The sequence below is a fragment of the Paucidesulfovibrio longus DSM 6739 genome (genome assembly GCF_000420485.1).
GTDB lineage: Bacteria > Desulfobacterota > Desulfovibrionia > Desulfovibrionales > Desulfovibrionaceae > Paucidesulfovibrio > Paucidesulfovibrio longus.
Genome location: NZ_ATVA01000011.1, coordinates 384,398 through 407,823, shown reverse-complemented (window position 1 = coordinate 407,823; position 23,426 = coordinate 384,398). Strand labels below are relative to the sequence as shown.

Sequence of the window (23,426 nt, the reverse complement as noted above, 5' to 3'; positions counted from 1 at the left end):
ATGCAGCCGCTGCTTGAAGTCAAGAAACTCTGCGTGGAATTCGACATGCGCGGCAACGTCCTGCGCGCCCTGCGCGACGTGAGCTTCACCGTGGGCAAGGGCGAGCGCGTCGGGCTCGTGGGCGAATCCGGCGCGGGCAAGACCCTGACGGGCTTCTCCATCCTGAACCTGATCAGCAAGCCCGGATACATCGCGGACGGCTCGATCCTCTTCGAGGGCCGCGACCTCGCGGACCTGAGCATCGAGGAAATCCGGGACATCCGGGGCAACCGCATCTCCATGATCTTCCAGGATCCGATGATGACCCTCAATCCGGTCCTGAACATCCGCACCCAGATGGTCGAAACCATCCTGGCCCACATGGACGTGAGCGAAAAGGAAGCCGAGGCCATCGCCCTGGACAAGCTCCGCCGGGTCTACATCCCCTCTCCGGAAAAACGGCTCGACCAGTATCCGCACGAGTTCTCCGGCGGCATGCGCCAGCGCATCGTCATCGCCATCTCGCTGCTGACGAGCCCCGCCCTGATCATCGCGGACGAGCCCACCACGGCGCTCGACGTGACCATCCAGGCCGAGATCATGGACCTGCTCCTGGAACTCTGCCGGGACGAGGGCATGGGCCTGCTGCTCATCACCCACGACCTGGCCGTGGTCAGCGAAGTCACCCAGAAGATCGCGGTGATGTACGCGGGGCGCATCGTGGAGATGGGCACGACCCGCGACGTGGTGGACCGCCCCGAACACCCCTACACCAAGGGACTCATCGGCGCCCTGCCCCAAAGCTGCGGCAAGGGCCAGAAGCTGAAGCAGATTCCGGGCATCATGCCTTCCCTGGCCAAGCTTCCTTCGGGCTGCTCCTTCCACCCCCGCTGCGAACTTTGCCAGGACATCTGCAAGCGCGAGGTTCCCATGCCCGAAACCAAGGCATCCGGCAGGCAGGTGGCCTGCTTCATGGTGAAATAATATGGTCGAACGAAACGATATCACTCCCCTGCTCGAAGTCCGCGACGTCGCCAAGCACTTCGACATCTCCGGCGGCCTGCTGGACCAGATCAAGTGGCAGGGCGGCAAGATGGCGCGCGTGCGCACCGTGGTCAAGGCCGTGAACGGCGTGTCCTTCCGCATTCTGCCGGGCGAGACGCTCTCCGTGGTCGGCGAGTCCGGCTGCGGCAAGTCCACCCTGGGCCGGGCCATCATGCGCATCCACAAGCCCACCTCCGGCGAGGTCCTCTATCGCGGCAAGCGCATCGACAACCTCTCCAGCAACGACATCAAGCCGTATCGGCGCAAGATGCAGATGGTCTTCCAGGATCCTTACGCCTCCCTGAACCCGCGCATGAACGTGCGCCAGATTCTGGAAGAGCCGGTGCGCTTCCACAACCCGTCCTGGGACCGGGGACAGGTCAAGGACCACGTCTTCAAGACCCTGGAGCATGTGGGCCTGGACCCGGCCTGGAACAAGCAGTTTCCGCACGAATTCTCCGGCGGCCAGCGCCAGCGCATCTCCATCGCGCGCGCCCTGGTGCTCGACCCGGAATTCATCGTGGCCGACGAGCCCATCGCCGCGCTGGACGTTTCCATCCAGGCGCAAATCCTGAACCTGCTCATGGAAATGCAGAGCGAGCTGGACCTGACCTACCTGTTCATCAGCCACGACCTCTCCGTTGTGGAGCACATCTCCACGCGCGTGGCCGTGATGTACCTCGGCCACCTCTGCGAGCTGGCCCCCGTGCGGGAGATATTCGAAAATCCCCGCCACCCCTACACCCAGGCCCTGCTTTCGGCCATTCCCCGGCTGGGCGGCGGCAAGCGCGAGCACATCCGCCTGACGGGCGACGTGCCCACGCCCATCAACCTGCCCACGGGCTGCGTTTTCCACGGCCGCTGCCGTTTCGCCGACGCGCGATGCAGGGCCGAGGTTCCGAGGATCGTGGAGCTGGACACCGGTGGCCGTGTGGCCTGCCACGCCGTGGAAGAGAAACGGATCTAAGCAAAAAAACGCCTCCGGCGCTCAAAGGCTTGCAGGCCCTTGAACGCCGGAGGCTTTCCCCCGCCGGATCACTTTCCCAGCATTTCGAGCGTCGCGTTCCAAAGCGGCACGGTGTCCGCAAGCACCCCCTCGGCGGAACCTCCCGAAGAAGCAGGCTCCCGGCCGGGCTTGAGTCCGTGGCGATGGTAGTATTGCCCCTTGGGCGTGCGCAGCGCGCCGTTGGTCACGAACAGGGCGGAGCCGTCCGATAGTTCGATGACGGTCTGGGTCACGCCTTTGCCGTACGTGGTCCGTCCCACGCTCGCGGCGCGCCCGTTTTCGACCAGGGCCGCGACAAAGACCTCGGCCGCGCTGGCGGTCAGCCCGTCCTGCCATATGACCACGGGCGACCTGTCCGCTGCGGGCTCGCGGGCGGCGAAATGCTTGGTTTCCTTGCGGGTGCGCACGTCCACGATGGCCGCGCCCGCGGGAAGAAACAACGCCGCCGCGTCGATGGCCGCATACAGATCGCCCCCGGTGTTGCCGCGCAGATCGATGATCCGGGGCGTTCCGGCGGGCAACCCAGCCAGCGCCTGCCGCAGCCGCCCGGCGGTTTCCGGCCCGAAGCTGTAAATTCTGAGGCGCGGAAAAGGACCGTCCCTTTCCACGACAAGCTCATTCAGCTTCATCTCTCTTCGCGCCAGGGAGAGGCTTTGCACGCTGCCGTCTTCCCGCCGGACCACGAGACTCACGGATTCGCCGACGCGGCCCCGGACCCAGGAGCCCACGACCCGAACCGAGACGCCCTGCACGGCTTCACGGCCCACGAAGGTCAGCTCGTCGCCGTAGCGGATTCCCGCCTGGGCCGCCGGGCCGTCCGGATACGGCAGGCAGATCATCCGGCCTGCGCGGTCCGTGAAGATGTCCATGCCCACGCCCGCGTAGCCGCCCTGGCGCACCCCGCGCCAGGAGGCGTACTCTTCCGGGGAGAGATAATCCGAGAAATCGTCCACCTGACGCAAATATCCGCGAATGGCCTTGCGTACGATCTCGCGCGGACCGTCTTCCTGGATGGACTGCTCCTGAATGCGGACCAGGGCCTCATAGAACAGCAGCATGTCGTCGTTTCCGGCCCAGGCCGGAGACGCGCCGCCGCCGTTCGACTGCGCCGAGAGCATGGCCGCGAACGAGCCCCCCGGCCAAAGGGCAATCGCCAGGACGAGCATGGGCGTCAACATGAGCGGCGCGAACCGCGCACGAAGGGAAACGGTTTCCGGAAAGCCGATCAAAGCGTGCTCAGGGCTTCGGCTTCCTTGAGCAGCCTGTCGATTTCCGCTTCCAGCCGCTTGACCTCGTCCTGCTTGGCCTGCACGTCCGGCGTTGTCGCGGCGGCGGCGCGCGCCTTGTCCAGCTTGCTTTGCAAGGCATTGGCCTCGGTGGAAAGCTCCCACTGGCGGCGCTTGGCCGCATCCGTGCTCGCCTTGGCCGTCCGGATCTTCTGCTGAAGCGCGGCCAGTTCCTTGTCCAGGCTCGTGGCCTTCGCCACCAGAGCGTCGCGCTGGGCGCGCTTTTCCGCGCTCTCGGACTCCAGCGCGGCGGTCCGGGCCGCCTCGGCCTGCTGCTCTTCCTCCAGCGTGGCCTTGCGCGCCTGGCGCTCGTCGATGCGCTGCTGGGACTTTTCCTCGCTCCAGCCCCAAAGCCCGCCCTGGTTCGGATCGCCCGTGGTCTCGCAGCCCGCGAGCGCGAGCAGGGCGCACACCAGCAGCGCCCCCGTCATTCTCTTGCCCATCGTCCCTCCTCCGCTGTCCTGCTTGAATTCATGCCCCGGCAGCACCCGCCCCGCAGTGCGAACGCTCCGCTAGACGGCCATGCGGCTGGACATGGAGGCCAGCTGTTCGGTCTGGCTCTCCAGCTTGGCGATCTCGGCCTTGAGCGTGGCGATGCGTTCATCCAGCTCCTTGGCCTGCGTGGTGGAGCCGGAGGCGTTGGCGTCCGCGAGAACCTTTTCCTGATTGTCCAGCTCCCACTTGGCCTTGCCCAGAGCCTCGTTGGCCTCGGCCAGCTTCTTGTCCACCACGTCCTTCTCGGCCAGAAGCGCGCTCTTGTCCGCGGTCTTCTTATTGTAGTCGGCGAGGAGCTTGCTGCTCTGAGCATCCATTTCCGCTATTTCCGTGGAAAGCTGCGCATTGTAGGCCTTGGTTTCCGCGTTGGTCTGCTCCAGGCTGGCCACGCAGGCGTCGAGCCATTCCTCCTGCTTGGCATACTCGGCCTTCTTGTCGGCGACATGCGTTCCGTAGGCGTATCCGGCCGCGCCGCCCGCCGCCGCGCCGATGGCCGCTCCCCAGGCCGCGCTCTCGGCGTCGCCGCCGATGATGGCGCCGAGGATCGCTCCCAGCACAGCGCCGCCCGCCGCGCCCGTGGCCGCGCCTTCCTGCTGCGTCTGGCCGCGGTCGGTTTTTGCCGCGCAGCCTCCCAGGGCGGACAGGCCGCCGACCACCAAGCTCAGAACCAGTACAAGACTCAAGAATTTCTTCATGGTTTCCCTCCCCCATGCAAGAGTTTTACATGCATTCATTTTTACCCGATTCAGGATCAAAAACCACCATTATCGAACGGAAAGGGTTTCGAGCTGCTTGCGCCAACCCGACGTATCCGCTCGCTTTGTCTGCCCGAAATCCGCATAATGCGCCCGCACGGTCTTGAGCACCCGGACCTGGTCCGCAGCGCCCCGCTCCAACAGGAAGGCGGTGTAGCGCTCGAAGGCCTTGTCCACGGCCCAGTCGGGCGTGGCGGCCAACTGCCGGAACGAATCGGAATAGGAAGCCAGGGCCGCGTCGATATTGCCCTGAACCTCGTCCCGCCGCTGCGTCAGGCTCTCGATCATGGCCGTGCGGCCGGAGGTCTGCGCGCTCTCCAGCACGGCGAGCACCTTGGGCAGCTTCTGCAGCTCGCGGTAGAGGAAGAAGCCCTGCTCCGCCGCAATCTTGGCCCAGGCATAAGCGGAATCCTCGTCCGCCTGCCGCCGGATCAGCTTCATGTCGTTCAGGGAAGCCTCGATAAAGCCCAGCTCCCGCGCGACGGACTCGCCGCCGCCGAGCTTCGCCAGTTCGGCCTTGAGCCGCTCCAGATGCTCGAACGCCTCCTGGGTCTTGACGTCCGCCTGGAAGCTGGTCGGACTCACGGAAACCGCCGCGGGCATGTCCGCGCCCTTGCCGCCGCGATAGGCGTCCCAGGCGAATTCCATGTCCTTGAGCGCGGCCCTGTCCGTATAGATCACGGAGGACAGCGTCAGCCGAAAGCCCATGGTCGCCTTGGCGTTGGGCTTGAATCCCTTGGCCCGGCTGCCGATGTAGAACGGTTCCTCGGTGCGCAGGGAAGAGCGCAGCATGTTTTCGGAAGTGAGGAAATGCCCGCCGCGCGCAACGAAACCGCCGGGCCGCCCCTGATAGTATTCGACGCGGTACAGTGATTGGGTCATTTCCGCGACGTTGCCCAGCATGTCGTGCAGGCCGAGGATGTTGGCCTTGAGCATGCCGGATTCCTTGAGCTTGTTGTGCGAGGAAGTCGGTCCGGAAAACCACTCGTACTCCGGCAGCACTCCGTCGTAGGGCAACTTGCGGTCGAACTGGTCCGGAGTGACCCTGGCGCCGCCGCGCGCCGCGAATTCCCACTCGGCTTCCGTGGGCAGCCGCACGAAACCGGGAGATTCGCCGTTGGCCGGAAGCGCGGCCTGCGCGTTTTCCAGCAGCCAGCGATTGTAGCGGTCCGCAAAGGCCAACGCGTCGAAGTAGGTCACGCCGGTCATGGGCAGCTTCGACTTCAGCAGGGCCGCATCCCCCCCCTGGGGCAGCCCCATTAGCGCATAATACTGCCCTTCGGTGACTTCATACTTGCCGAGATAATAGCACCAGTCCCGCTTGCCCTTGTCCTGCGCCACGAAGGAGCCGCCCAGGGCCACGCTGGTGGGGTATTCGCGAAAGCCTCCGCCCGGGTCGCCCATCTTGAACTTGCGCAGGGCGAAGGGGCCGTCCCCCTGGCCCAGGAACACGGGGCGAAAGACCATTTCCTCCCCGCCGGGCATGGGCAGCTTGAGATCGTCCTGAAGGGGCGCGGGGTTGTGCGCCCGGCAGGGCATGGCCCAGAGCAGCAGAAGCGCGGCGGCCAGGGTCGCCAGCATGCAGACGCGGACAGGGTCCGGGGCGGAAAGGGCGCAGACGCGGCATTCGGATCGTGGAAGCATGGTGTCCTCACTCGTCCCGAAGGGCTTCGGCAGGCTCGATCCGCGTGACGCGCCAGGCCGCGACGCTCCCGGCGGCAACGGCGATGAGCACCGTTCCGGCCAGGGCCGCGCCCAGGTGCCACGGTTCGAGGCGGCAGAGGCTCTCCTCGGCTTGGAGATGTTCGTGGAAAAGCGTGTTGATCACGACGGCCATCGTTTCGAAGAAACCGAAGGCCACTGCGAATCCGGCGGCGGCGATGAGCGCGCCCTGGTACACGGGGAACCGGAACAGGGCCGGGCCGGATAGGCCGAGCAGCCTGAGCACGGAAAGGTCGCGGCGCTTGCGCTCCACCGAAGCGTAGAGGCTGGCCGTCAGCGAGGCCGCCCCGCCCACCAGGGCCACCCCGGCTATGAGCAGAAAAATCAGGGTCAGGTAGCCGTCCAGCTCCATGACGTCCCGAATGCGTTCGGCTTCGGTGCTCACGGTCACGCCCTGGGCTTCCAGCTCGCGCCGCAGGCCGTCCACGTCGTCGATGGTGGCGGCGTAGAGCCGGAAGCCTGCATAGCCCCGCCTCGCCAGCGTGAATTCCTCCGTGAGGGCGTCGAAGCCCACGTTGCGCTCGCCGAAAAGATTGAGCACGCCCGCAAGCCGCGCCGGAATCAGGGCGCGGGACGAACCGGGAACGCGAACCGGATCCACGCTCACGGGAAAGGCCAGCGTGGCTCCGTCTTCGCGGGAAACGCGCAGGATCAGTTCCGCAGGCGCGCGCTCTTCGTCCCTGTCCGTGCTCATGGAGGCGGCGTTCCCATCCGGCTCGCCGCCGGGCTGCGCTCCCCGGTCCGAAGCCGCGCCCTCTTCGGGCTCGTCCTTCGGCAACGCCAATCCCTCGGGCAGGGCCACGCGCCGCCACGCCGCCGACGGCGCAGACTCGTCCGCCACTCCCCAGGACGGCGGCGCCGAGGGCCGGAGCCGTTCGGCATCCTCCGCGGACATGGAAAAGGCGTCCAGCCCAAGCTCGGCCAGAACCACGCCGCCCTCCGCCGGAACGGCATCCGAGGGACCGGAAGCATCGCCTTCTCCGTCAAGCTCCAGCGCCTGGAGCGGGGCGATCAGCTCGGCGCGCAGCTCGCGCACCCAGGGCACGAGCACGGGGTTCTTGCCGCGCAGGGCGTATTGCACCGCCAGCAGACTTTCGCCGTCCACGGGCTTGCGCCGGGCCGAGGCCAGATACACGCTCGGCCCAGGGGCGATGCTCCAGCCCAGGCGCTCGACCATGTCGCCCGGAGCGAGCAGCTCCTTCCGGGAAAAGCCCGTATTGTTGATGAGGCGGAATTCGTCCACCTTGGACAACGGCTCGGCCAGAATCACGGCCAGTCCGTCATAGACAGGGTAGGCCAGGGCCTGATCTCCGGGCCAGCCGTATTCGGGAACGGCCTGCCCGTCCTTGTAGCGTTCCACCGCCTCCAGAAACGGCAGGGGCACGTACAGGGACTTGAGCACCGTTGCCCGCGGCCGCGCAATTCCCGCGACCCGAAGCTCGGTTTCGGCCTTTTCGTATTGCGTCCCCCGGAGCCGTCTGGCCCCCAGAGTCAGCACCGATCCGGGCTGCGCGCCGAGCGCCTCGGCAGCGGACGCGGAGAGCACGCACTCGCCCTCGCCCGGCACGGACGCGCCGTTTTGCAGCAGCAGGGGGTCGCCCGCGGCCGTGGGCAATACGTCCAGGGAAACGTGCTCCGCGCCGTCCTTGAGCCGCGCCTCCACCTGCGCCGATATCTGCCGGGTGAAGGGCACCACGAAGGCCACGTCCGGGCGGGCGGCCATGCCCGCGAACCAGTCGCGCTCGAAACTGCGGGAAATCATCGGACGGATCTCGCGGTTGCGCGGGTCTTCGATGAGCCGTTCGCGCATGATCTCGATGGTCCCGAACTTGAGGCCGAACAGGATCAGCAAGGGCGAAAGCACGGCGGCCACGGCCATGACCAGACAGACCGAGAGAATCCACTCGTGCCGCAAGTCGGCGAGGGAAAGCCGCAGGACCATGCCGCGCGCGCCCATCATGCCGCCCCTCCGGCTTCCGCGTGTTTGCCGAGGCCCTTTTCCACCAGGGTGGACACGGTGCGCTCCGCGCCTTCGCGGCGGATGCGAAAGCTGAAAAGGCGGTCCGCGCCGGAACGGGCCAGTCCCAGGTCGTGGGTCACGAGCACCAGGGTCACGCCGAGCTGGCGGGAAATCTCCTTGAACTGCTTCTGGATCTCCTCGGCGGTGAGCTTGTCCACGGCCGCCGTGGGCTCGTCCGCGAGCACGAAGGGAGGTCTGTGGGCTAGTGCGCGGGCAATGGCCACCCGCTGCCGCTGCCCGCCGGAAAGATGCTGGGGTTTTTTGCCGAGCTGGTCCGCAATGCCCAGCCGGGCGGCCAGGGCGGCCACGTCCCCCGCGCCGCGCTGTCCGTTGAGCCGACAGGGCAGGAGGATGTTCTCGCGCACGCTCAGAAACGGCAGGAGTCCGCCGCTCTGGAGCACATAGCCGATGCAGCTGCGGCGCACTTCGGCCAGACGCCGTTCGCTCAGCCCGGCCAGCCCGGCCAGCTCGCCCTGCCCGCCGCAGCGGAAGGAAAACTCGCGAGCCTCGCTCGGCTTGAGCACGAGGCCGAGCATGTCGAGCAGCGTGGACTTGCCGCAGCCCGAAGGCCCGACCACGGCGATGAACTCGCCGCGCCGAACCGTGAACTCCGGAATTTCAAGCTCGAAGCTCACGCCGCCCTTCTCGCGCAGCTTGCGCACGCCGCGCAGACGGTAGACGACGGATTCGTCGCCGGACAAAGCTTCGCCGAGGGAATTCATGCTGGCCTCACACCGGATCGCCGCCCCGGCGCGAGGCCGGGGCGGACGCGGTTCATACGCTACGGAAGCAGTTCCAGGCTGATGGGGTAGACGAATTCGTCCGGGTCGTCGCCCTTGTTCAATTCGACCCAGAGGGCCGGGCTGTCGTGGATTTCCTGATAGGTCTTCACGCGCGCGTCGAGCTGGTCCAGGAAGGAATCCTGGCCGTCCACGCCCATGGCGTCCCAAAGCTCGTTGCTCATGTCCATGAGCTGGCTCTTGTAGGGCAGGCCGTCCAAGAATTCCGGCACGAGCCCGGTATCCGCGAGGCGCGAAGCGTTCTTGATCTTTTCGGGATCGCGCGCGGCCGCGGCGGAAGTGGCCTGCAACGCGTCGAAGAACTTCTCGGAGCTGATCTGCCCGCGCAGGCCCGCCGCCATGATCTCGTCGAGCACGGTCTTGAGCGAGTCGAGCTGGTTCTTCGTGACCAGCAGACGCACTTCCATGGACTGCATGGCCGGATTGAGCAAATCCTTGTCCACGGCCCAGGCCACGATGTCGCGCGGGGCCTGCGCGCCCGTCTTGGAGCCGATCCACTCCACCAGGGCCGCGCGCACGACCTCGTCCATGACCTGGCTGCCCGGCGCGGCTGCCGAAGCTGCCGAGGCCGAGGCGGCGGGAGCCGGAGACGCCGCGGGCGAGGAGTTCAGTCCGGCCATCTCGCCTCCGGCTGCGGCCGCGGTCGGAACGCTGCCCTTCATGGCTCCGCTCATCAGATTCGTGATCCTGGTGGCCACGTCCATGGAAATGCTGGTGAAGCCATCCATGTCGTCGGAGAAGACGCTCCAGTAGGCGGCCTGCCCGCTGGTGCCCTTGTTGCGGGAGAGTTCCTTGAACTGCCGTTCGGCTGCGTCGTGGTACTGCTGCTTGGCCTTGGGGTTCTTGACGTGCACGGCGAAGATGTATGCGGACTGGTCGTTGGCGAAGTTGCGGATGGTCAGCTCGTCCTGGCCGGAGGCGTTGAACTTGTGCCCCAGCTCGTGTCCGGGAGCATCGCCCACGAGGATGAGAAAGCGGATCGCGCCGGGCGTCCACTGCGTGTTCTGGATGGCGTCGGCCATGCCGGAGAAGACGTCCTCGGCGTAATCCTCGGAGTCCACCTGGGTCACGTCCACCCCGGCCAGGGTCTGCATGAAATCGCCCACGCCCTGAAGCTTCGGGGTATAGTTGTTCGTGGTGTAGCCGATGCCGGGAATCATGTCCGCCGGGTCGCGGTATCCCCAGATGCCGAACTTCATGCCCTTGGCCACGTTGGTGTCCAGGGTGATCTGTTCGGAAACGTCGCGCACCACCTGCATGGTCTTCTGGATATAGGGCCGCATGGAAACCGTGGTGTCCATGACCCAGACGATGTCGATCTTGAGATCCTTGAGGTCTTCGGGGCTGACCTGCGTCGAGGAGGAGGTTGCCTCCTGGAGATATCCCGGATTGGAGCGGATGTCGGACTTCTCGCGCGCGCCCGGACCGGACTTGGTCACGGCGGCGAGCTGCACGACGCGGCCTTCGCGGCCGTCAAGCTCCACCGTGCCGAAGCTGAGGATCGGCAAGAGGTAGAACTGGTCCGACATGTCGATGTATTTCTGCGGCTCCACGGAAACCACGGGGAAATCCGCCGGCGGAGCGCCCGCCGCGATGGTCTGGTACAGCTTTTCCGCCTCGGACACGCGCTCGGCCTGGGGTTTTCCCAGCAGCGCGTCCAGCGGGGCCCGCCCTTCGAACATCAGCACGGGCTTGCGGTCCTGCGGGTGGGTATAGGCCAGACACATGGTCTGCTTCCACTCGAACACGTCGGACGACTTCATCCAGCCGATGGTCGATCCGCGATTGTCCGTGCCGACCTCGTACCAGCCGTTTTCCATCTCCCGTTCCTCTGCCGAGGGCCGGGTGTAGACGTAAAAGGACGTGAAGGCGGCCACGTTTTCCCGCGCGGTGCCGGAGGCCTCGTCCGGGCTCTTGTAGACCGTGGAAAACGGACGACACAGCACCCGGAGGGGAAGGATCTTCTTGCCCTCGATGACCACTGGTTTCTTCGCATCCTGCGCGAAACCGCCGGATGCAAGTCCCAACAAGAGCAACGCAGTCACAACAGCCGTCAATGCACGACGATACATCTCGCCCCCTCCAACGGTTCCCTCGGACCAGCCGATGCCGATCAATCCAACAGTTGCACCCCTCGACACTGATTAGGATATAGAGTCTTAACACTAAACTACGGCCCGATGACAATCAATAGGGGAATGCCACAATCACGCGGAACCATCCTCATTTGAAGCTGAACAATGCGAAACGCCTCATGGAAAACGCTACGGGCTGCGAAAAACTTGATCCATCCTTCTTCGAAACGCATCCCGGACCGAACATCATTGCGCTTCGCGAAATATGCACCGATATTATTTCGGCCCTGTCCACAAATACGGACTTTCATTCCGCATGAAGGAATGATAAGGGAACCCATCTTTACGGATTACCCAAGGAGGTCCAGACATGATCCCCAATGATAGGCTCTACGCCAAGTCCCACGAATGGGTGAAGGTCGAAGGCGACACCGCCACCTTCGGCATCACCGACTTCGCCCAGCAGCAGCTCGGCGACCTGACCTACGTCGAACTGCCCTCCGTGGGCGACACCTTCGCGGCGGGCGACGAGTTCGGCTCGGTCGAGTCCGTCAAGGCGGCCAGCGAGCTTTACGCCCCGGTGGGCGGCGAGGTCGTCGAGATCAACGAATCCCTGGAAGACGCGCCCGAGAAGGTCAATGCCGACCCCTACGGCGAAGGCTGGCTGGTCAAGGTCAAGACCTCCGGCGCTCCCGAAGGGCTGCTGGACGCGGCGGGCTATCAGGCCGCTATCGAGTCCGAAGGCCACTAGCCGGGCCGATTCGCCCCGCGCGGGGCGATTTCGCGCGCCGGGCGCGCTTCCGCCCCGGACCGGCACAGCCGCGACGGGGCGTTGTCGTTCGCGCCGTCCGGCTCTATCATTGCAAAAGCGCGCGGTCCGGGCCAGAATCATCCCGGCGCCGCCCGGCATGGACGGCGCCGCGCCAATGAGGGCTCTTTCGGTCCTGTTCCGTCTGCCAAGGAGAAGCAATGCCTTACGTTCCCCATACCCCGGACGAGGTCCGGGAAATGCTCGCGGTCATCGGCGCGAAAAGCGTCGGAGAGCTTTTCGCCGAGATCAAGGATGAAATGCGGCCGAAAAGCTTCGACCTGCCCGAAGGCCGCAGCGAAATGGAAGTGCTGGCGCACATGGAACGGCTGGCCGCCAAGAACGCCAACCCGGAAATCAGCTTCCTGGGCGCGGGCTTCTACGACCACCACATCCCCGCCGCCGTGGACGCGCTCTCCTCGCGCGGGGAGTTCTACACCGCCTACACCCCCTACCAGCCCGAAGCCAGCCAGGGCACGCTCCAGGCCATCTTCGAATACCAGACCGCCATGTCGCGGCTGATGGGCCTGGAATGCGCCAACGCCAGCGTCTACGACGGCGGCACCGCCCTCTACGAGGCCCTGATGATGGCCGTGCGCCAGACCAAGCGGCGCAAGGTGGTGGTCAGCGAGTCCCTGAACCCGATCTACCGGGTCATGCTCCGCTCCTACACCACCAACCTGGACCTGGAGCTGGTCACCGTGCCCCACGCCGAGGGCAATACGAACATGGACGGGCTGCTGGCGGCCATGGACGGCGAAACCGCCGCCGTGCTGGTCCAGAACCCGAACTTCTTCGGCAGCGTCAACGATTTCAGCGCGCTCTTCTCCGCCGCGCACGAGCACAAGGCCGTCTGCGTGCTGCTGACCTATCCCGTGCTCCAGTCCGTGCTCAAGACGCCCGGCGAGATGGGCGCGGACGTGGCCGTTGCCGAGGGCCAGTCCCTGGGCCTGCCGCTCTCCTTCGGCGGCCCCTACCTCGGCGTGATGACCTGCACCCGCAAGATGGTCCGCCAGCTTCCGGGCCGCGTGGCCGGACGCACCGAGGACTCCGAGGGCCGCACGGGCTACGTGCTCACCCTTCAGGCCCGCGAGCAGCACATCCGCCGCCAGAAGGCCACCTCGAACATCTGCTCGAACCAGGCGCTCTGCGCCCTGCGGGCCATCATCCACCTCAGCCTGCTCGGCGAGGAAGGCCTCAGACGCACCGCGCTGCTCTCCATGGAACGCGCCCACTACGCCGCCGAACGCCTCGCAGCCATTCCCGGCGTGAAAATGCTGACCCAGGGCTCCTTCGGAAACGAATTCGCCGTGCTTCTGCCCGTGAACGCCTACGAGGCGGTTTCCAGGCTTCTGGAACGCAACGTGGTCGCGGGGTTCCCGCTGGGCCGCTACTACGAGGGCCTGGAAAACGGGCTGCTGGTGGCCTGCACCGAAAAAACCAGCGAGGAACAGATCGGACTGTTCGCTGAAATGCTCCGGGGGGTGCTGGCATGAAGACCATCTTCAAGAAATCCGTTCCTGGCCGGGAAGGCGTCTGGCCCCGCGCCGGAAAAATGAACGCCACCGACTTTCTCCCCTCCGGGCTGCTGCGCGGCGAGAATGCCGGCCTGCCCCAGGTTTCCGAGCTGGACGTCGTCCGCCACTTCACGGAGCTGTCCCAGAAGAACTTCGGCGTGGACGGAAACTTCTATCCGCTCGGCTCCTGCACCATGAAATACAACCCCAAGTTCTGCGAGCAGGTCGCGGCCCTGCCGGGCTTCACCCGGCTGCACCCCGTGCTGCCGCAGCTCACCGGGGCGGGCAGCCTCTGCCAGGGCGCGCTGGAGGCCATCCACGACACCGAGCGCCTGCTCTGCGAGATCACGGGCATGAACGCCTTCACCCTGCACCCCATGGCCGGGGCGCACGGCGAGCTTACGGGCGTGATGCTCATCGCGGCCTACCACCGCGACAAGGGCAACAAGAAGACCAAGATCATCTGCCCGGACTCCTCCCACGGCACCAACCCGGCCAGTGCGGCCATCGCGGGCTACGAGGTCGTCAGCATCGAGTCGAAGAACGGCATCGTGGACCCGGCCGCCCTGCGCGAAGTGCTCGACGACGAGGTCGCGGGCATGATGATGACCTGCCCGAACACCCTGGGCCTCTTCGAGAAGAACCTGCCCGAAATCGTGGCCATGCTCCGCGAGGTCGACGCCCTGCTCTACTACGACGGCGCGAACCTGAACGCGATCATGGGCAAGATGCGCGTGGGCGACGTGGGCTTCGACGTGGTGCACCTGAACCTTCACAAGACCTTTGCCACGCCACACGGCGGCGGCGGGCCAGGCTCCGGCCCCGTGGGCGTCAGCGAGCGGCTGGCTCCCTACCTGCCCATCTCGCGCGTGGTCCGGCTGGAGGACGGCCAGTTCTTCCTGGACTACGACCAGCCAAAATCCATCGGCTACGTGGCCCCGTTCTACGGCAACTTCGGCGTGGTGCTCAAAGCCTACGCCTACATCCTCCGCCTGGGCCGCGAGGGGCTGACCCGCGCCACGGAGAACGCCGTGCTCTCGGCCAACTACATGCGCAAGCGGCTGGAGGACGCCTTCGAGATCCCCTACAACCGCACCTGCATGCACGAGTTCGTGGCCAGCGCCGTGCGCCAGGCCGAAAAGGGCGTCCACGCCCTGGACATCGCCAAGGCACTGCTCGACAAAGGCTACCACGCCCCCACGGTCTACTTCCCGCTGATCGTCAAGGAAGCCATCATGATCGAGCCCACGGAGACGGAAAACAAGGCCACCCTGGACCGCTTCGTGGACGACCTGCTGGAAATCGCGGCCCGCGTGGAAACCGACCCGGACTCCATCACGGCCGCGCCCGTGACCAAGCCCGTGACCCGGCTGGACGAGACCAGGGCGGCCAGGGAGATGATCCTGGCGGACGACGCCTAGACAACCGGCGATTGAACGGGCCGACGATGCAGACACATTGATTGATACCGGGCCGCTCCCTGATCAGGGGATGCGGCCCGTTTCTTTAATTCAAGGAGACACGCACCGTGAAATACGATCTCGTGGTCATCGGAGCCGGACCCGGCGGATTCGATTGCGCGGTCCAGGCCGCGGGCCTGGGCCTGAAAACCGCCCTGGTGGAGCGCAGCGCCCTGGGCGGCACCTGCCTGAACCGGGGCTGCATCCCCACCAAGCTGATGCTCGGCGCCACCTCGGCCATCGAAGAGCTGCACGCCCAGGCCAGGGTCAAGGTCGCGGACGGCGAAATCCGCGTGGACTGGACCGCGCTCCAGGACCGCAAGGACAAGCTCCTGGCCGGAACCCGCAAGGCCATGGCCGCGCGTCTCAAGACCGCCGGAGTGGACCTCTACGACGGCGAGGCCCGCGTGGCCGGTCCGGGACGGGTGGAAGTTTCCGCCGAGACCGCCAGCGTGGTGCTCGAATACGCGGATCTCGTGGTCGCCACGGGCTGCCGCCCCTCCTCCTTTCCGGGGCTGGCCCCGGACGGCGAGGCCGTGCTCGACTCGGACGGCTTCCTGGCCCTGGAGAACATGCCGGAAAGCCTGATCGTCATCGGCGCGGGCTTCATCGGCCTGGAAATGGCCCAGACCGCGCACCGCATGGGGGCGAAAATACATCTCTTCGACGCCCTGGACCGCGTGGCCTCCCTGGAGGATCCGGAAGTGTCCAAGGCGCTCCAGTCCGTGTTCCGGCGCTGGAAATGGGACGTGCGCACCGGGGTCAAGGTGGCCTCGGTGGTCACGAAGGAAGGCCGCGCCCTGCTGACCCTGGACGACGGCAGCGAGGTGGAGGCGGAAAAGGCCCTCATCGCCGTGGGCCGCCGCCCCAACACCCGGGATCTCGGCCTGGAGGCCCTGGGCGCGGAACTCGTCGGGCCGGGCTGGATCAAGACGGACGAATGTCTGCGCGCCGCCGACCACGTCTATGTCGTGGGCGACGCCAACGGCCGCATCCAGCTGGCCCACGCCGCGTCCAACCAGGCCCGCTACGCGGCCCTGCGCCTGGCGGGCAGAATCGACGCGCCCTATGCCCACGGCCCCGTGCCCAGCGTGCTCTACGGCTCTCCGGAATGCATGCGCGTGGGCCTGATGCCTTCGGATCTGGAAAAAGCCGGGCGGGATTGCGCGACCACCTCGGCGCAGTGGGCGGCCAATCCCATCGCCCAGGCCCACGCCGCCACTCAGGGCTTCGTCAAGGTGGTCTGGAGCGAGGGCCGCGTGGTCGGCGTCACCGCCGTGGGGCACGACGCCTCGCGATTCTGCACCGCGGCCACGATCATGGTCCGGGAAGGCTGGACCCGCGAGCAGGCCGAGGAGCTGATTTTCGCGCACCCGACCCTGGACGAGGCCCTCATGCACGCCCTGCTCGGAGAATAGCCGGAAGCGTGCGCGCCCCGCCGCCCGCGCAGCAGGCGGAAACAAGAAAAGGGAGAGCCTCGGCTCTCCCTTTTCTTGTCGAATCGCATGCGGAAGCGTTTCTTGCGGATTTCAGCGAAGTCCGCGTGAAACGCCCCGGCCCGGCTCAGTTGCGCAGCCATTGCTCGCGCAGGCGCTGCGCCCTGGCGCGGTTGACGCCCATGTCCCACCAGCCCAGACGCGCCGCGGAGCGCATCTGCACGAGCCCCTCCGAGGGCAGATAAAGGAACTCCACGTCGTCCACGAACCCGAAGACCCTGCTGCGGAATTCCGCATGCAGATAGGCGCCGTCGCGCCGGACCACCGTGGCACGCGGCTGCGACTCCACCAGTTTCGCCAGACGGTCCAGCACCGCGTCCACGCTCCCGTCGGCCGGCAGGGGCTCGACCCGGCGATCCGCATCCGGATCCGCGGAATAGACGCAGTTGGGGCTGGACGGACAGGCCGAAAGACCGCCGCCATGAACGCCGAGTCCCTGGGGAGGGCTCGACGCGCAGGAGGAAATGACCAGCAGGGACATCATGGCCGCCAGGTTGAGCATACGGCGGACACTCATTCGTCCCAGCCGCGAGGTTTGCTGCGCCGCAGGGATTCGCGCATGGCCTCTGTGTCCCGGCTCTTGCCCAGGGGCTCGATGTCGCGTTCCCAAAGCTCCAGCGTGCGCATGCCGCCGCGCAGGGGTTGGTCGCGCTGCACCTCTCCCAGAAAGAGAAAACCGTTCTTTTCCAGGACGCGGATGGAAGCGGCGTTCTCAGGCCGGACCAGGGCCTGGAGGCATTCCACGCCCACCCGGCGGGCCGATTCGACGGCTTTTGCCACCGCTGCGGTGGCGAAGCCCTGGTTCCAGAATTCCCGACCGATGAAATATCCGATTTCGAAGGTTTCCGAGTCGTCTCCCCGGCCGGGCCAGAACCCCACCGTGCCGAGGAAGACCCCGTCCGAGGGCCGCAAGACCGCGAATACGGTCTCGCCCTTGGCAATGTTGCGCAACCACTGGCGCGCCCCTTCGAGGGTCAGCGGCCAGGGCATGCGGGCCATGCACATCACCGCTTCGCGGTCCTCACCCAAAAGCCGCACCATATGCGGCGCGTCATCAACGGAAATGGGCCGGAGGCGCAACATATCCTTACCCTGCGCCTCGCGCTTCTCACCAGACATTCACAGACTCCTCTCGCAGACTGCGGGCCGCAGGACGCCGCCGCTTGAGCGGGCCGCCGGGCCTCGCCTGAAACCGCAAAACGTTCTCCCCTCAATGCCCATGCCGATGCCGGATTGCCCGGACCCGCGTGCGTACGGACTTCCCCCCCCGAAGACAGGAACCGGCGTCCAGCGCCGTCCTCTCTGCCGGTTTTCCCGGCGGGAGCCGCTCCTTGCGGGCTGCCCGGCATCACGAACATCGCCGGGCTGATTCACGAAATACGCCGCATCGGCGCACCGCGCAAGACGAATACATGCCGGACGGCAGATATTCCGCCTCGCGAAAACCGCTGCGAACACACCGTCATCATGGATATTCCTTGTTTTCCAGTGCCTGGCGAAAAAAAAAGCTCCGCCCAGAAAGGTCGGCCGGCTAGGTTTCCTCCCGAATGATGGCGTGCCGGACCATGGCCTGATTGTAGGCGGCGGTCAGGGACGATTCCTTGAGCGTGCCGATGGGATGGAAGCCCGCCTCGGAATCCACGACGGGCAGCTGGGAAACACCCTTGCTGGAGAGCAGCTGCGAGGCGACCTGGAGCGTGTCGCTGGGCGTGACCACCGCCGGGCGGCAGGTGGCCAGATCCTTGGCGATGACCAGCTTGAACAGCGAAGGCTCGTTGAGCACGGCCCGGATGTCGCGGAAGGAGATGATCCCGGTCAGCCTGCCATCCCTGTCGACCACGTGCAGGTAGGGCGCGTTCTCCGTCTTGAAGGTCCAGATGATCCGCTCCAGGGCGGCCGATTCCGGGATGACGTGCACGTTGTCGTCCATGACCTCGCTGACCAGCAGCGATTGCAGGACGTTTCCGGCCCGGCCCGCCATGATGTCGATGCCGCGCCGCAGCAGCTTGGTGGTGTAGATGGAGCCGCGCCGCACCGTGGAGTTGATGATCGTGGCCAAAATGCAGGTGATCATCAGCGGCAGGATGATGGAGTAGCTGTTGGTCAGCTCGAAAAGGATCAGAATGGCAGTGATGGGCGCATAGGTCGTGCCCGCCACCATGGCCCCCATGCCCACCAGGGCGTAGGCGCCCGGCTGGGCCGTTATTCCTGGGAAAATGGCGTTCATGGCCCATCCGAAGGCTCCGCCGAGCATGGCCCCCATGAACAGGGACGGCGCGAAGATGCCGCCGGACCCGCCCGAACCGAGCACGAGACAGGTGGCTAGGATCTTCACGAACACGAGCAGCAGCAGCCACCAGCCCGTCATCTGGTTGGTCAGGGAGAGGTTCATGGCCCCGTAGCCCACGCCGAACGTCTCCGGGAAAAAGATGACCACCACGCCGAGCAGGGCTCCGCCCAGGGCGGGCTTGGTCCAGTCCGGCACGCGCAGGGCCTCGAAGCCGTCCTCGAAGGCATAGAGCGTCTTGATGAACAGCAGCGAGGCCAGGGCCGTGAGCACGCCGAGAATAGGGTAGAACGTGAACTCCCAGAGGGAGACGATGGAATAGTCGGGGATGACGAAGGCGGGCAGGTCGCCGAGGTAATAGCGCGAGATGGTCGTCGCCGTGACCGAGGAAAGCACCACGGGCGAAAAGGACAACAGCCCGAAGTCGCCCACGATGATCTCCAGGGCGAAGAGCACGCCCGCGATGGGCGCGTTAAAGGTGGCGGCGATGCCCGCGGCCGCGCCGCAGCCCACCATGGTGCGCATGTCCATGCTCGGCACCTTGAAGACCTGCCCCACGGAAGAGCCGATGGACGCGCCGATCTGGACCATGGGGCCTTCGCGGCCCACGGAGCCGCCGGAGCCGATGGTGATGGCCGAGGCCACGATCTTGGCGAAGGCCACGCGCTTGCGGATCTGCCCGTTGCGGAGCACGATGGCCTCCATGACCTCCGGCACACCGTGGCCCTTGGCCTCCCGCGCGAAGTAATGCACGATCAGCCCGACCACGATGCCGCCGCCCGCGGGCAGCACGATCTTCAGCCACCAGGGCACCGCGCCGAGCCATGTCAGGGCGTCCGCGCTGTGCTGATAGAACAGCCACTGCGTGGACATGAGCACGTAGCGGAAAAAGAGCGCCCCATACCCGGCCAGGCCGCCGATGAGAATGGCCAGCAGCAGGTTGGCCACCTCGCGGTTCTTTTGCGGCAGGGCGAGCAGCGAATGCAGGAATCGGTTCGGCATGATCATCTTCGGTTCGTTGAGGTGTCCGAAAGCGCTCTGCGCGAATTACGCCTTGAAACTATCAGGAAAACGCGGAGCTGTGAACCGCCTGCGCCGGAAAAGGCGGCTTGAGCCGCGCGGGGAAAGCGGGTATGGGACCATCAAACATCATCGGAGGACACGCACGTGAGCGAGTTGAAGATAGAGAACGTCGAAGTGAATCCGGAATTCGACATCTGGATCTATTCCGAAATCAGCAAAGAAACCCGCATGGACCAGGATCTCATGGACGAGCTGGGAGAGCGCTGGGAAAAGTGGAAGAGCCATCTCAACGCGCGCAAGCTGACCAACGCCAAGGGCAACAACGCCTACCTGCTGCTCTGGCTGGACAAGGACGTGGACAGCGAGATCGAGGGCATCTGGCAGGACTCGCCCACAGCGGGCATGAGCTTCCATAACCTGGCCATCACCATGGTCATGATCGCGGCGCGACACCTCATCCCGGAGCTGGACCAGGGCCAGTGCGCCCCGCTGCCCAAGCCCGGTCCCGCCGTGCAGGACGCCTTCGAGTCCCTGGGACTTTCCTGGAACCCCGAAGGCACCCTGGACCACCAGTTCGCGGTCTTCACCCACATGCCCTACAAGGGCGGCTGCCCCATCTGCTTCCTCTCGGATTCCTGCCCGAACAGCCAGACCAAGCAGCAATGATCCCCGGAGAGCGCGCATGAGCTTTACCGTCAAGGACATCCTGCGTTTGGAAGTGGCTCCGGCCCTGGGCTGCACCGAGCCGGTGGCCGTGGCGCTCGCCGCGGCGGCCGCGGCCTCGCTGCTCGACGACGCCGACGTGCGCCGCGTGGACGCCGTGGAGGTCTGGACGGATCCCAACGTCTACAAGAACGGACTGGCCGTCTCCATTCCCGGCGCGCCCGACCTCAAGGGCCTGGACACGGCTGCCGCGCTGGGCGCCTTCGGCGGCGACCCCGGCCTCAGGCTCCAGGTGCTCGGCTCCATCCCGGAGGCGGCCCGCAAGGCCGCCCTGGCCGCCAAGGGCGCGAAGAAGGTGTCCGTGCATCTGCTGCGCGAGCGCCAGGGGCTGTTCATCCGCGCGCGGGTGCAGGCCGGGGACCGCGCGGCCGAGGCCGAAATCGAAGGGCTGCACGACAACATCACGGCCCTGCGCCTGGACGGAACGGACCTCGCCCGACACGCCCTGCTCGCCCCGCGCGCGGCGGACGGCAAGAGCGGCGTGGCCGCGCTGGAAGAATGGCTCATGGCCCGCAGCCTGGACGAAATCATCGCCCTGACCGACGACCTGGACGACGACGATCTGGCGTTTCTCATGGAAGGAGTCAAGCGCAACGAGCTGCTCGCGGCCCACGGCCTCAAGCACGGTTCCGGACTCGGCATCGGCAAGGCTCTGGACCGCATGGCCCGCCAGGGCCTCATGGAGCGGGACATGATCCTCTCGGCGCGCATCCTTACCTCGGCGGCGGCGGACGCGCGCATGGCCGGGGTGAACCTTCCGGCCATGAGTTCGGCAGGCAGCGGCAACCACGGCCTGACAGCGATCCTGCCCATCCGCGCCGTGGCGGACCATGTCCACATCAGCGAGCGGCAGATGCTCGAAGCCGTGGCCCTCAGCCACATGATCACGGCCTACGTCAAGGCGCACACGGGCCGCCTCTCGGCCGTCTGCGGCTGCTCCGTGGCCGCCGGGGCCGGAGCCGCGGCCGGGGTCGCCTACCTGCTCGGCGGCGACGCCAGGCATGTTTCCGGCGCCATCAAGAACCTCGTGGCCGACCTGGCCGGGGTCATCTGCGACGGGGCCAAGGCCGCCTGCGCCCTGAAGCTGAACACCGCAGCCGGGTCCGCCGTGCAGTCCGCCCTCTTCGCGCTCCAGGGCGTCGACGTGGCCGACACGGACGGAATCATCGGCTGCTCGTCCGAGCAGACCATGCGCAACGTGGGCGAACTCTCCACCCAGGGCATGATCGAGACGGACCGCACCATCCTGAACATCATGATCGAGAAGCAGCTCACCGCGGAACGCGGCGACTAGCGAGGAAGCGGGACCAAGCCCGACCGACGCGCCCCGCAATCAGGCATAGGCCAGATTTCGGGGCGCGGTCTTGTTTTCGAAGAATTTTTCCACCAGCTCCCGGTCCTCGGAGCTGATGCGCAGGTCCGACAGTTCCAGGCCGCGCGCGGCCCCGGCATAGAGCCGCAGGGCGCGGTCTATGAAATCCGCGTCCACGAAGCTGGCGCGCACGCGCATGGTTCTGCCGCCCCAGGAGACGCCGAGGGTCAGGACGTGCTCCCGGTCCGGCGGGTGGGTGACGTAGGCCCCGGTCCGCACCAGGACGTCGGGCGCGCTGCCCGGCATCAGCCCGGCCCAGCGTTCCAGGGCCTCGTCGAACAGCGGCTGCACCGCGAGGTAGTAGAGCGGATCGACCTTGCAGGCCAGGGAGCGGCCCGGCAAGTTCAAGAGCGTGGGATCGGCGGCAAGGGCGCGGGCCAGTCCGCGCTGCATTCGTTCGGCCCGCTCGTGGTAGTCCGGCAACGGCATGTCAGGCTCCTCTTTGCGCACAGAAAACCACAAATCCCACGCCGTGGCAATGCGTTCCGGCATATCGGCAGAGCGGGCGGCCTCTTTGCGGTCCGCAGCCGGAAAACGAAAAGGCCCCTCGTTTCCAAGGGGCCTCGTTCAGGACTGCCGGAAAGGGCGATTCAATCGCCCTCGCCGCGTTCTTCCAGGTCTTTCTTGATGGCCAGATAGGCTTCGCGGTCGATCTCGCCGCGCGCGTAGCGCCCCTTGAGCAGCTCCAGCGGCGTCTCGAACTCGGACCTCGGCGTCTTGCGGGCGGCGGAGCGCAGGAACAGGAAGACCAGCAGCACCCCCACCACCAGCAGCACGATCATGAACAGGCCGCCGAAAGGCATGTACATGTGCCCTCCCCAGCCCGTGCCGAAGCCGTTCATGCCCTGCCCCGGTCCTGTCCCGCCGTATTGCGCGGCAGGCAGCGCCAAGCCGGAAAGGCCGATCACTGCCAGCCTCCCATCATTCCCGGACCCATCATTCCCGGACCCATCATGCCGTAGCCGCCTCCGTAGCCCATCATGCCGGAGCCCATGCCCGGTCCCATCATGTTGTAGACGGGCAGGCCGGCCTCGCGCAGATCGATGGAAAACGCCATGCGCAGCTTGTACATCTCGCCCATGAGGTCGCCGAGCTGATCTGCGATCTCCCGGGCCTTGGCCGCATCGGGCTTGTCGGACGCGAGAGCTGCGTTCAGGTCCGCCTGGAGCGGCCAGAGCTTCGAGTTCAGCTCGCTCTGCTGCTGGGAATACTTGCGGGCGATGTTCCAGTAGGCGGTCTGCTGTTCCGCCGTGTAGGGCTGGCCCCAGCCCTGCGGACCCATGCCGTAGCCCGGTCCGTAGCCTTGCCCGCTGCCCGAGCCGTAGCCGTGCCCTCCTCCCATCATGCCGGGGCCCATCTGGGCCAGGGCCGGAGAGGCGAAAAACGCGAGCAGAAGCCCCAACACGAGCGCCAGGGCCAGGGAACCATTTTTGTTTGTACGATTATTCATTTTGACCTCCGATGTTTGCCTTTTAGCATAACACAACAGCCAGCGAATGGAAGGAGGCGTCATGATTTTCCCATTTCCGGGCCTTGACTTTGAGACGAACCCCGCCTC

Annotated in this window: 21 protein-coding genes; 8 read left to right on the top strand and 13 right to left on the bottom strand. The window is 66.1% G+C overall.

Annotation, left to right across the window (positions count from 1 at the left end):
* Nucleotides 1–963 carry an ABC transporter ATP-binding protein gene (locus tag G452_RS0103695; RefSeq protein ID WP_022660910.1) on the top strand — a complete coding sequence of 321 codons (963 nt, stop codon included), beginning with the start codon at nucleotides 1–3 and terminating at the stop codon, nucleotides 961–963.
* A gap of 1 nt (nucleotide 964) precedes the next feature.
* Nucleotides 965–1,990, top strand: a complete 1,026-nt coding sequence (locus tag G452_RS0103690; protein ID WP_022660909.1) for an ABC transporter ATP-binding protein — start codon at nucleotides 965–967, stop codon at nucleotides 1,988–1,990.
* A gap of 68 nt (nucleotides 1,991–2,058) precedes the next feature.
* On the opposite strand, the gene G452_RS0103685 is transcribed toward G452_RS0103690, so the two are convergent.
* From G452_RS0103685 to G452_RS0103650, 7 genes are all read right to left on the bottom strand, one after another.
* Nucleotides 2,059–3,207 (bottom strand): S41 family peptidase, encoded by a 1,149-nt coding sequence (locus tag G452_RS0103685; RefSeq protein WP_155887515.1) that lies wholly within the window; start codon nucleotides 3,205–3,207, stop codon nucleotides 2,059–2,061.
* Between the two features lie 47 nt (nucleotides 3,208–3,254).
* Nucleotides 3,255–3,758: a hypothetical protein gene (locus tag G452_RS0103680; RefSeq protein ID WP_022660907.1), complete on the bottom strand. Its 504-nt coding sequence runs from the start codon at nucleotides 3,756–3,758 to the stop codon at nucleotides 3,255–3,257.
* Nucleotides 3,759–3,827: 69 nt separating this feature from the next.
* A complete protein-coding gene (locus tag G452_RS0103675; RefSeq protein WP_022660906.1) occupies nucleotides 3,828–4,505 on the bottom strand; it encodes a glycine zipper domain-containing protein in 678 nt (225 codons plus the stop codon).
* Between the two features lie 69 nt (nucleotides 4,506–4,574).
* On the bottom strand, nucleotides 4,575–6,209 hold the full coding sequence (locus tag G452_RS17890; RefSeq protein WP_022660905.1) for a formylglycine-generating enzyme family protein: 1,635 nt from the start codon (nucleotides 6,207–6,209) through the stop codon (nucleotides 4,575–4,577).
* Between the two features lie 7 nt (nucleotides 6,210–6,216).
* Nucleotides 6,217–6,639: an ABC transporter permease gene (locus G452_RS21930; RefSeq protein ID WP_407636015.1), complete on the bottom strand. Its 423-nt coding sequence runs from the start codon at nucleotides 6,637–6,639 to the stop codon at nucleotides 6,217–6,219.
* A 1,604-nt stretch (nucleotides 6,640–8,243) separates the two neighbouring features.
* Nucleotides 8,244–9,029, bottom strand: a complete 786-nt coding sequence (locus tag G452_RS17875) for an ABC transporter ATP-binding protein (RefSeq protein ID WP_022660904.1) — start codon at nucleotides 9,027–9,029, stop codon at nucleotides 8,244–8,246.
* A gap of 59 nt (nucleotides 9,030–9,088) precedes the next feature.
* Nucleotides 9,089–11,089 carry a VWA domain-containing protein gene (locus tag G452_RS0103650; protein WP_162141268.1) on the bottom strand — a complete coding sequence of 667 codons (2,001 nt, stop codon included), beginning with the start codon at nucleotides 11,087–11,089 and terminating at the stop codon, nucleotides 9,089–9,091.
* 463 nt (nucleotides 11,090–11,552) lie between these two features.
* On the opposite strand from G452_RS0103650, the gene gcvH reads away from it, so the two are divergent.
* The 4 genes from gcvH to G452_RS0103625 all read left to right on the top strand — a co-directional run bounded on the left by gcvH (nucleotide 11,553) and on the right by G452_RS0103625 (nucleotide 16,385).
* A complete protein-coding gene (gcvH, locus tag G452_RS0103640) occupies nucleotides 11,553–11,933 on the top strand; it encodes a glycine cleavage system protein GcvH (RefSeq protein WP_022660901.1) in 381 nt (126 codons plus the stop codon).
* A gap of 218 nt (nucleotides 11,934–12,151) precedes the next feature.
* Nucleotides 12,152–13,486, top strand: coding sequence for an aminomethyl-transferring glycine dehydrogenase subunit GcvPA (gene gcvPA, locus G452_RS0103635; RefSeq protein ID WP_022660900.1), 1,335 nt, complete (start codon nucleotides 12,152–12,154; stop codon nucleotides 13,484–13,486).
* Nucleotides 13,483–14,928 (top strand): aminomethyl-transferring glycine dehydrogenase subunit GcvPB, encoded by a 1,446-nt coding sequence (gcvPB, locus tag G452_RS0103630; protein ID WP_022660899.1) that lies wholly within the window; start codon nucleotides 13,483–13,485, stop codon nucleotides 14,926–14,928. The genes gcvPA and gcvPB overlap by 4 nt, the downstream gene beginning before the upstream one ends.
* Before the next feature lie 107 nt (nucleotides 14,929–15,035).
* Nucleotides 15,036–16,385: a dihydrolipoyl dehydrogenase family protein gene (locus tag G452_RS0103625; protein ID WP_022660898.1), complete on the top strand. Its 1,350-nt coding sequence runs from the start codon at nucleotides 15,036–15,038 to the stop codon at nucleotides 16,383–16,385.
* 145 nt (nucleotides 16,386–16,530) lie between these two features.
* Here G452_RS0103625 and G452_RS0103620 read toward each other — a convergent pair whose 3' ends face one another.
* From G452_RS0103620 to G452_RS0103610, 3 genes are all read right to left on the bottom strand, one after another.
* Entirely contained in the window at nucleotides 16,531–16,980 is a 450-nt protein-coding gene (locus G452_RS0103620) for a DUF1499 domain-containing protein (protein ID WP_081650455.1), read from the bottom strand.
* A complete protein-coding gene (locus G452_RS0103615; protein ID WP_081650454.1) occupies nucleotides 16,977–17,582 on the bottom strand; it encodes a GNAT family N-acetyltransferase in 606 nt (201 codons plus the stop codon). Before G452_RS0103615 ends, G452_RS0103620 begins: the two co-directional genes overlap by 4 nt.
* Nucleotides 17,583–17,994: 412 nt before the next feature.
* Entirely contained in the window at nucleotides 17,995–19,752 is a 1,758-nt protein-coding gene (locus G452_RS0103610; protein WP_040368188.1) for a chloride channel protein, read from the bottom strand.
* A gap of 165 nt (nucleotides 19,753–19,917) precedes the next feature.
* Between G452_RS0103610 and G452_RS0103605 the strand changes: the two genes are divergently transcribed.
* Nucleotides 19,918–20,439, top strand: coding sequence for a hypothetical protein (locus G452_RS0103605; RefSeq protein ID WP_022660894.1), 522 nt, complete (start codon nucleotides 19,918–19,920; stop codon nucleotides 20,437–20,439).
* A gap of 16 nt (nucleotides 20,440–20,455) precedes the next feature.
* Nucleotides 20,456–21,790, top strand: a complete 1,335-nt coding sequence (locus G452_RS0103600; protein ID WP_022660893.1) for an L-cysteine desulfidase family protein — start codon at nucleotides 20,456–20,458, stop codon at nucleotides 21,788–21,790.
* A 39-nt stretch (nucleotides 21,791–21,829) separates the two neighbouring features.
* On the opposite strand, the gene G452_RS0103595 is transcribed toward G452_RS0103600, so the two are convergent.
* From G452_RS0103595 to G452_RS20370, 3 genes are all read right to left on the bottom strand, one after another.
* Nucleotides 21,830–22,297 (bottom strand): hypothetical protein, encoded by a 468-nt coding sequence (locus G452_RS0103595; RefSeq protein WP_022660892.1) that lies wholly within the window; start codon nucleotides 22,295–22,297, stop codon nucleotides 21,830–21,832.
* A 161-nt stretch (nucleotides 22,298–22,458) separates the two neighbouring features.
* Nucleotides 22,459–22,776 (bottom strand): SHOCT domain-containing protein, encoded by a 318-nt coding sequence (locus G452_RS0103590; RefSeq protein WP_022660891.1) that lies wholly within the window; start codon nucleotides 22,774–22,776, stop codon nucleotides 22,459–22,461.
* Nucleotides 22,773–23,318, bottom strand: a complete 546-nt coding sequence (locus G452_RS20370; RefSeq protein ID WP_022660890.1) for a periplasmic heavy metal sensor — start codon at nucleotides 23,316–23,318, stop codon at nucleotides 22,773–22,775. The genes G452_RS0103590 and G452_RS20370 overlap by 4 nt, the downstream gene beginning before the upstream one ends.
* Between the last annotated feature and the right edge of the window lie 108 nt (nucleotides 23,319–23,426).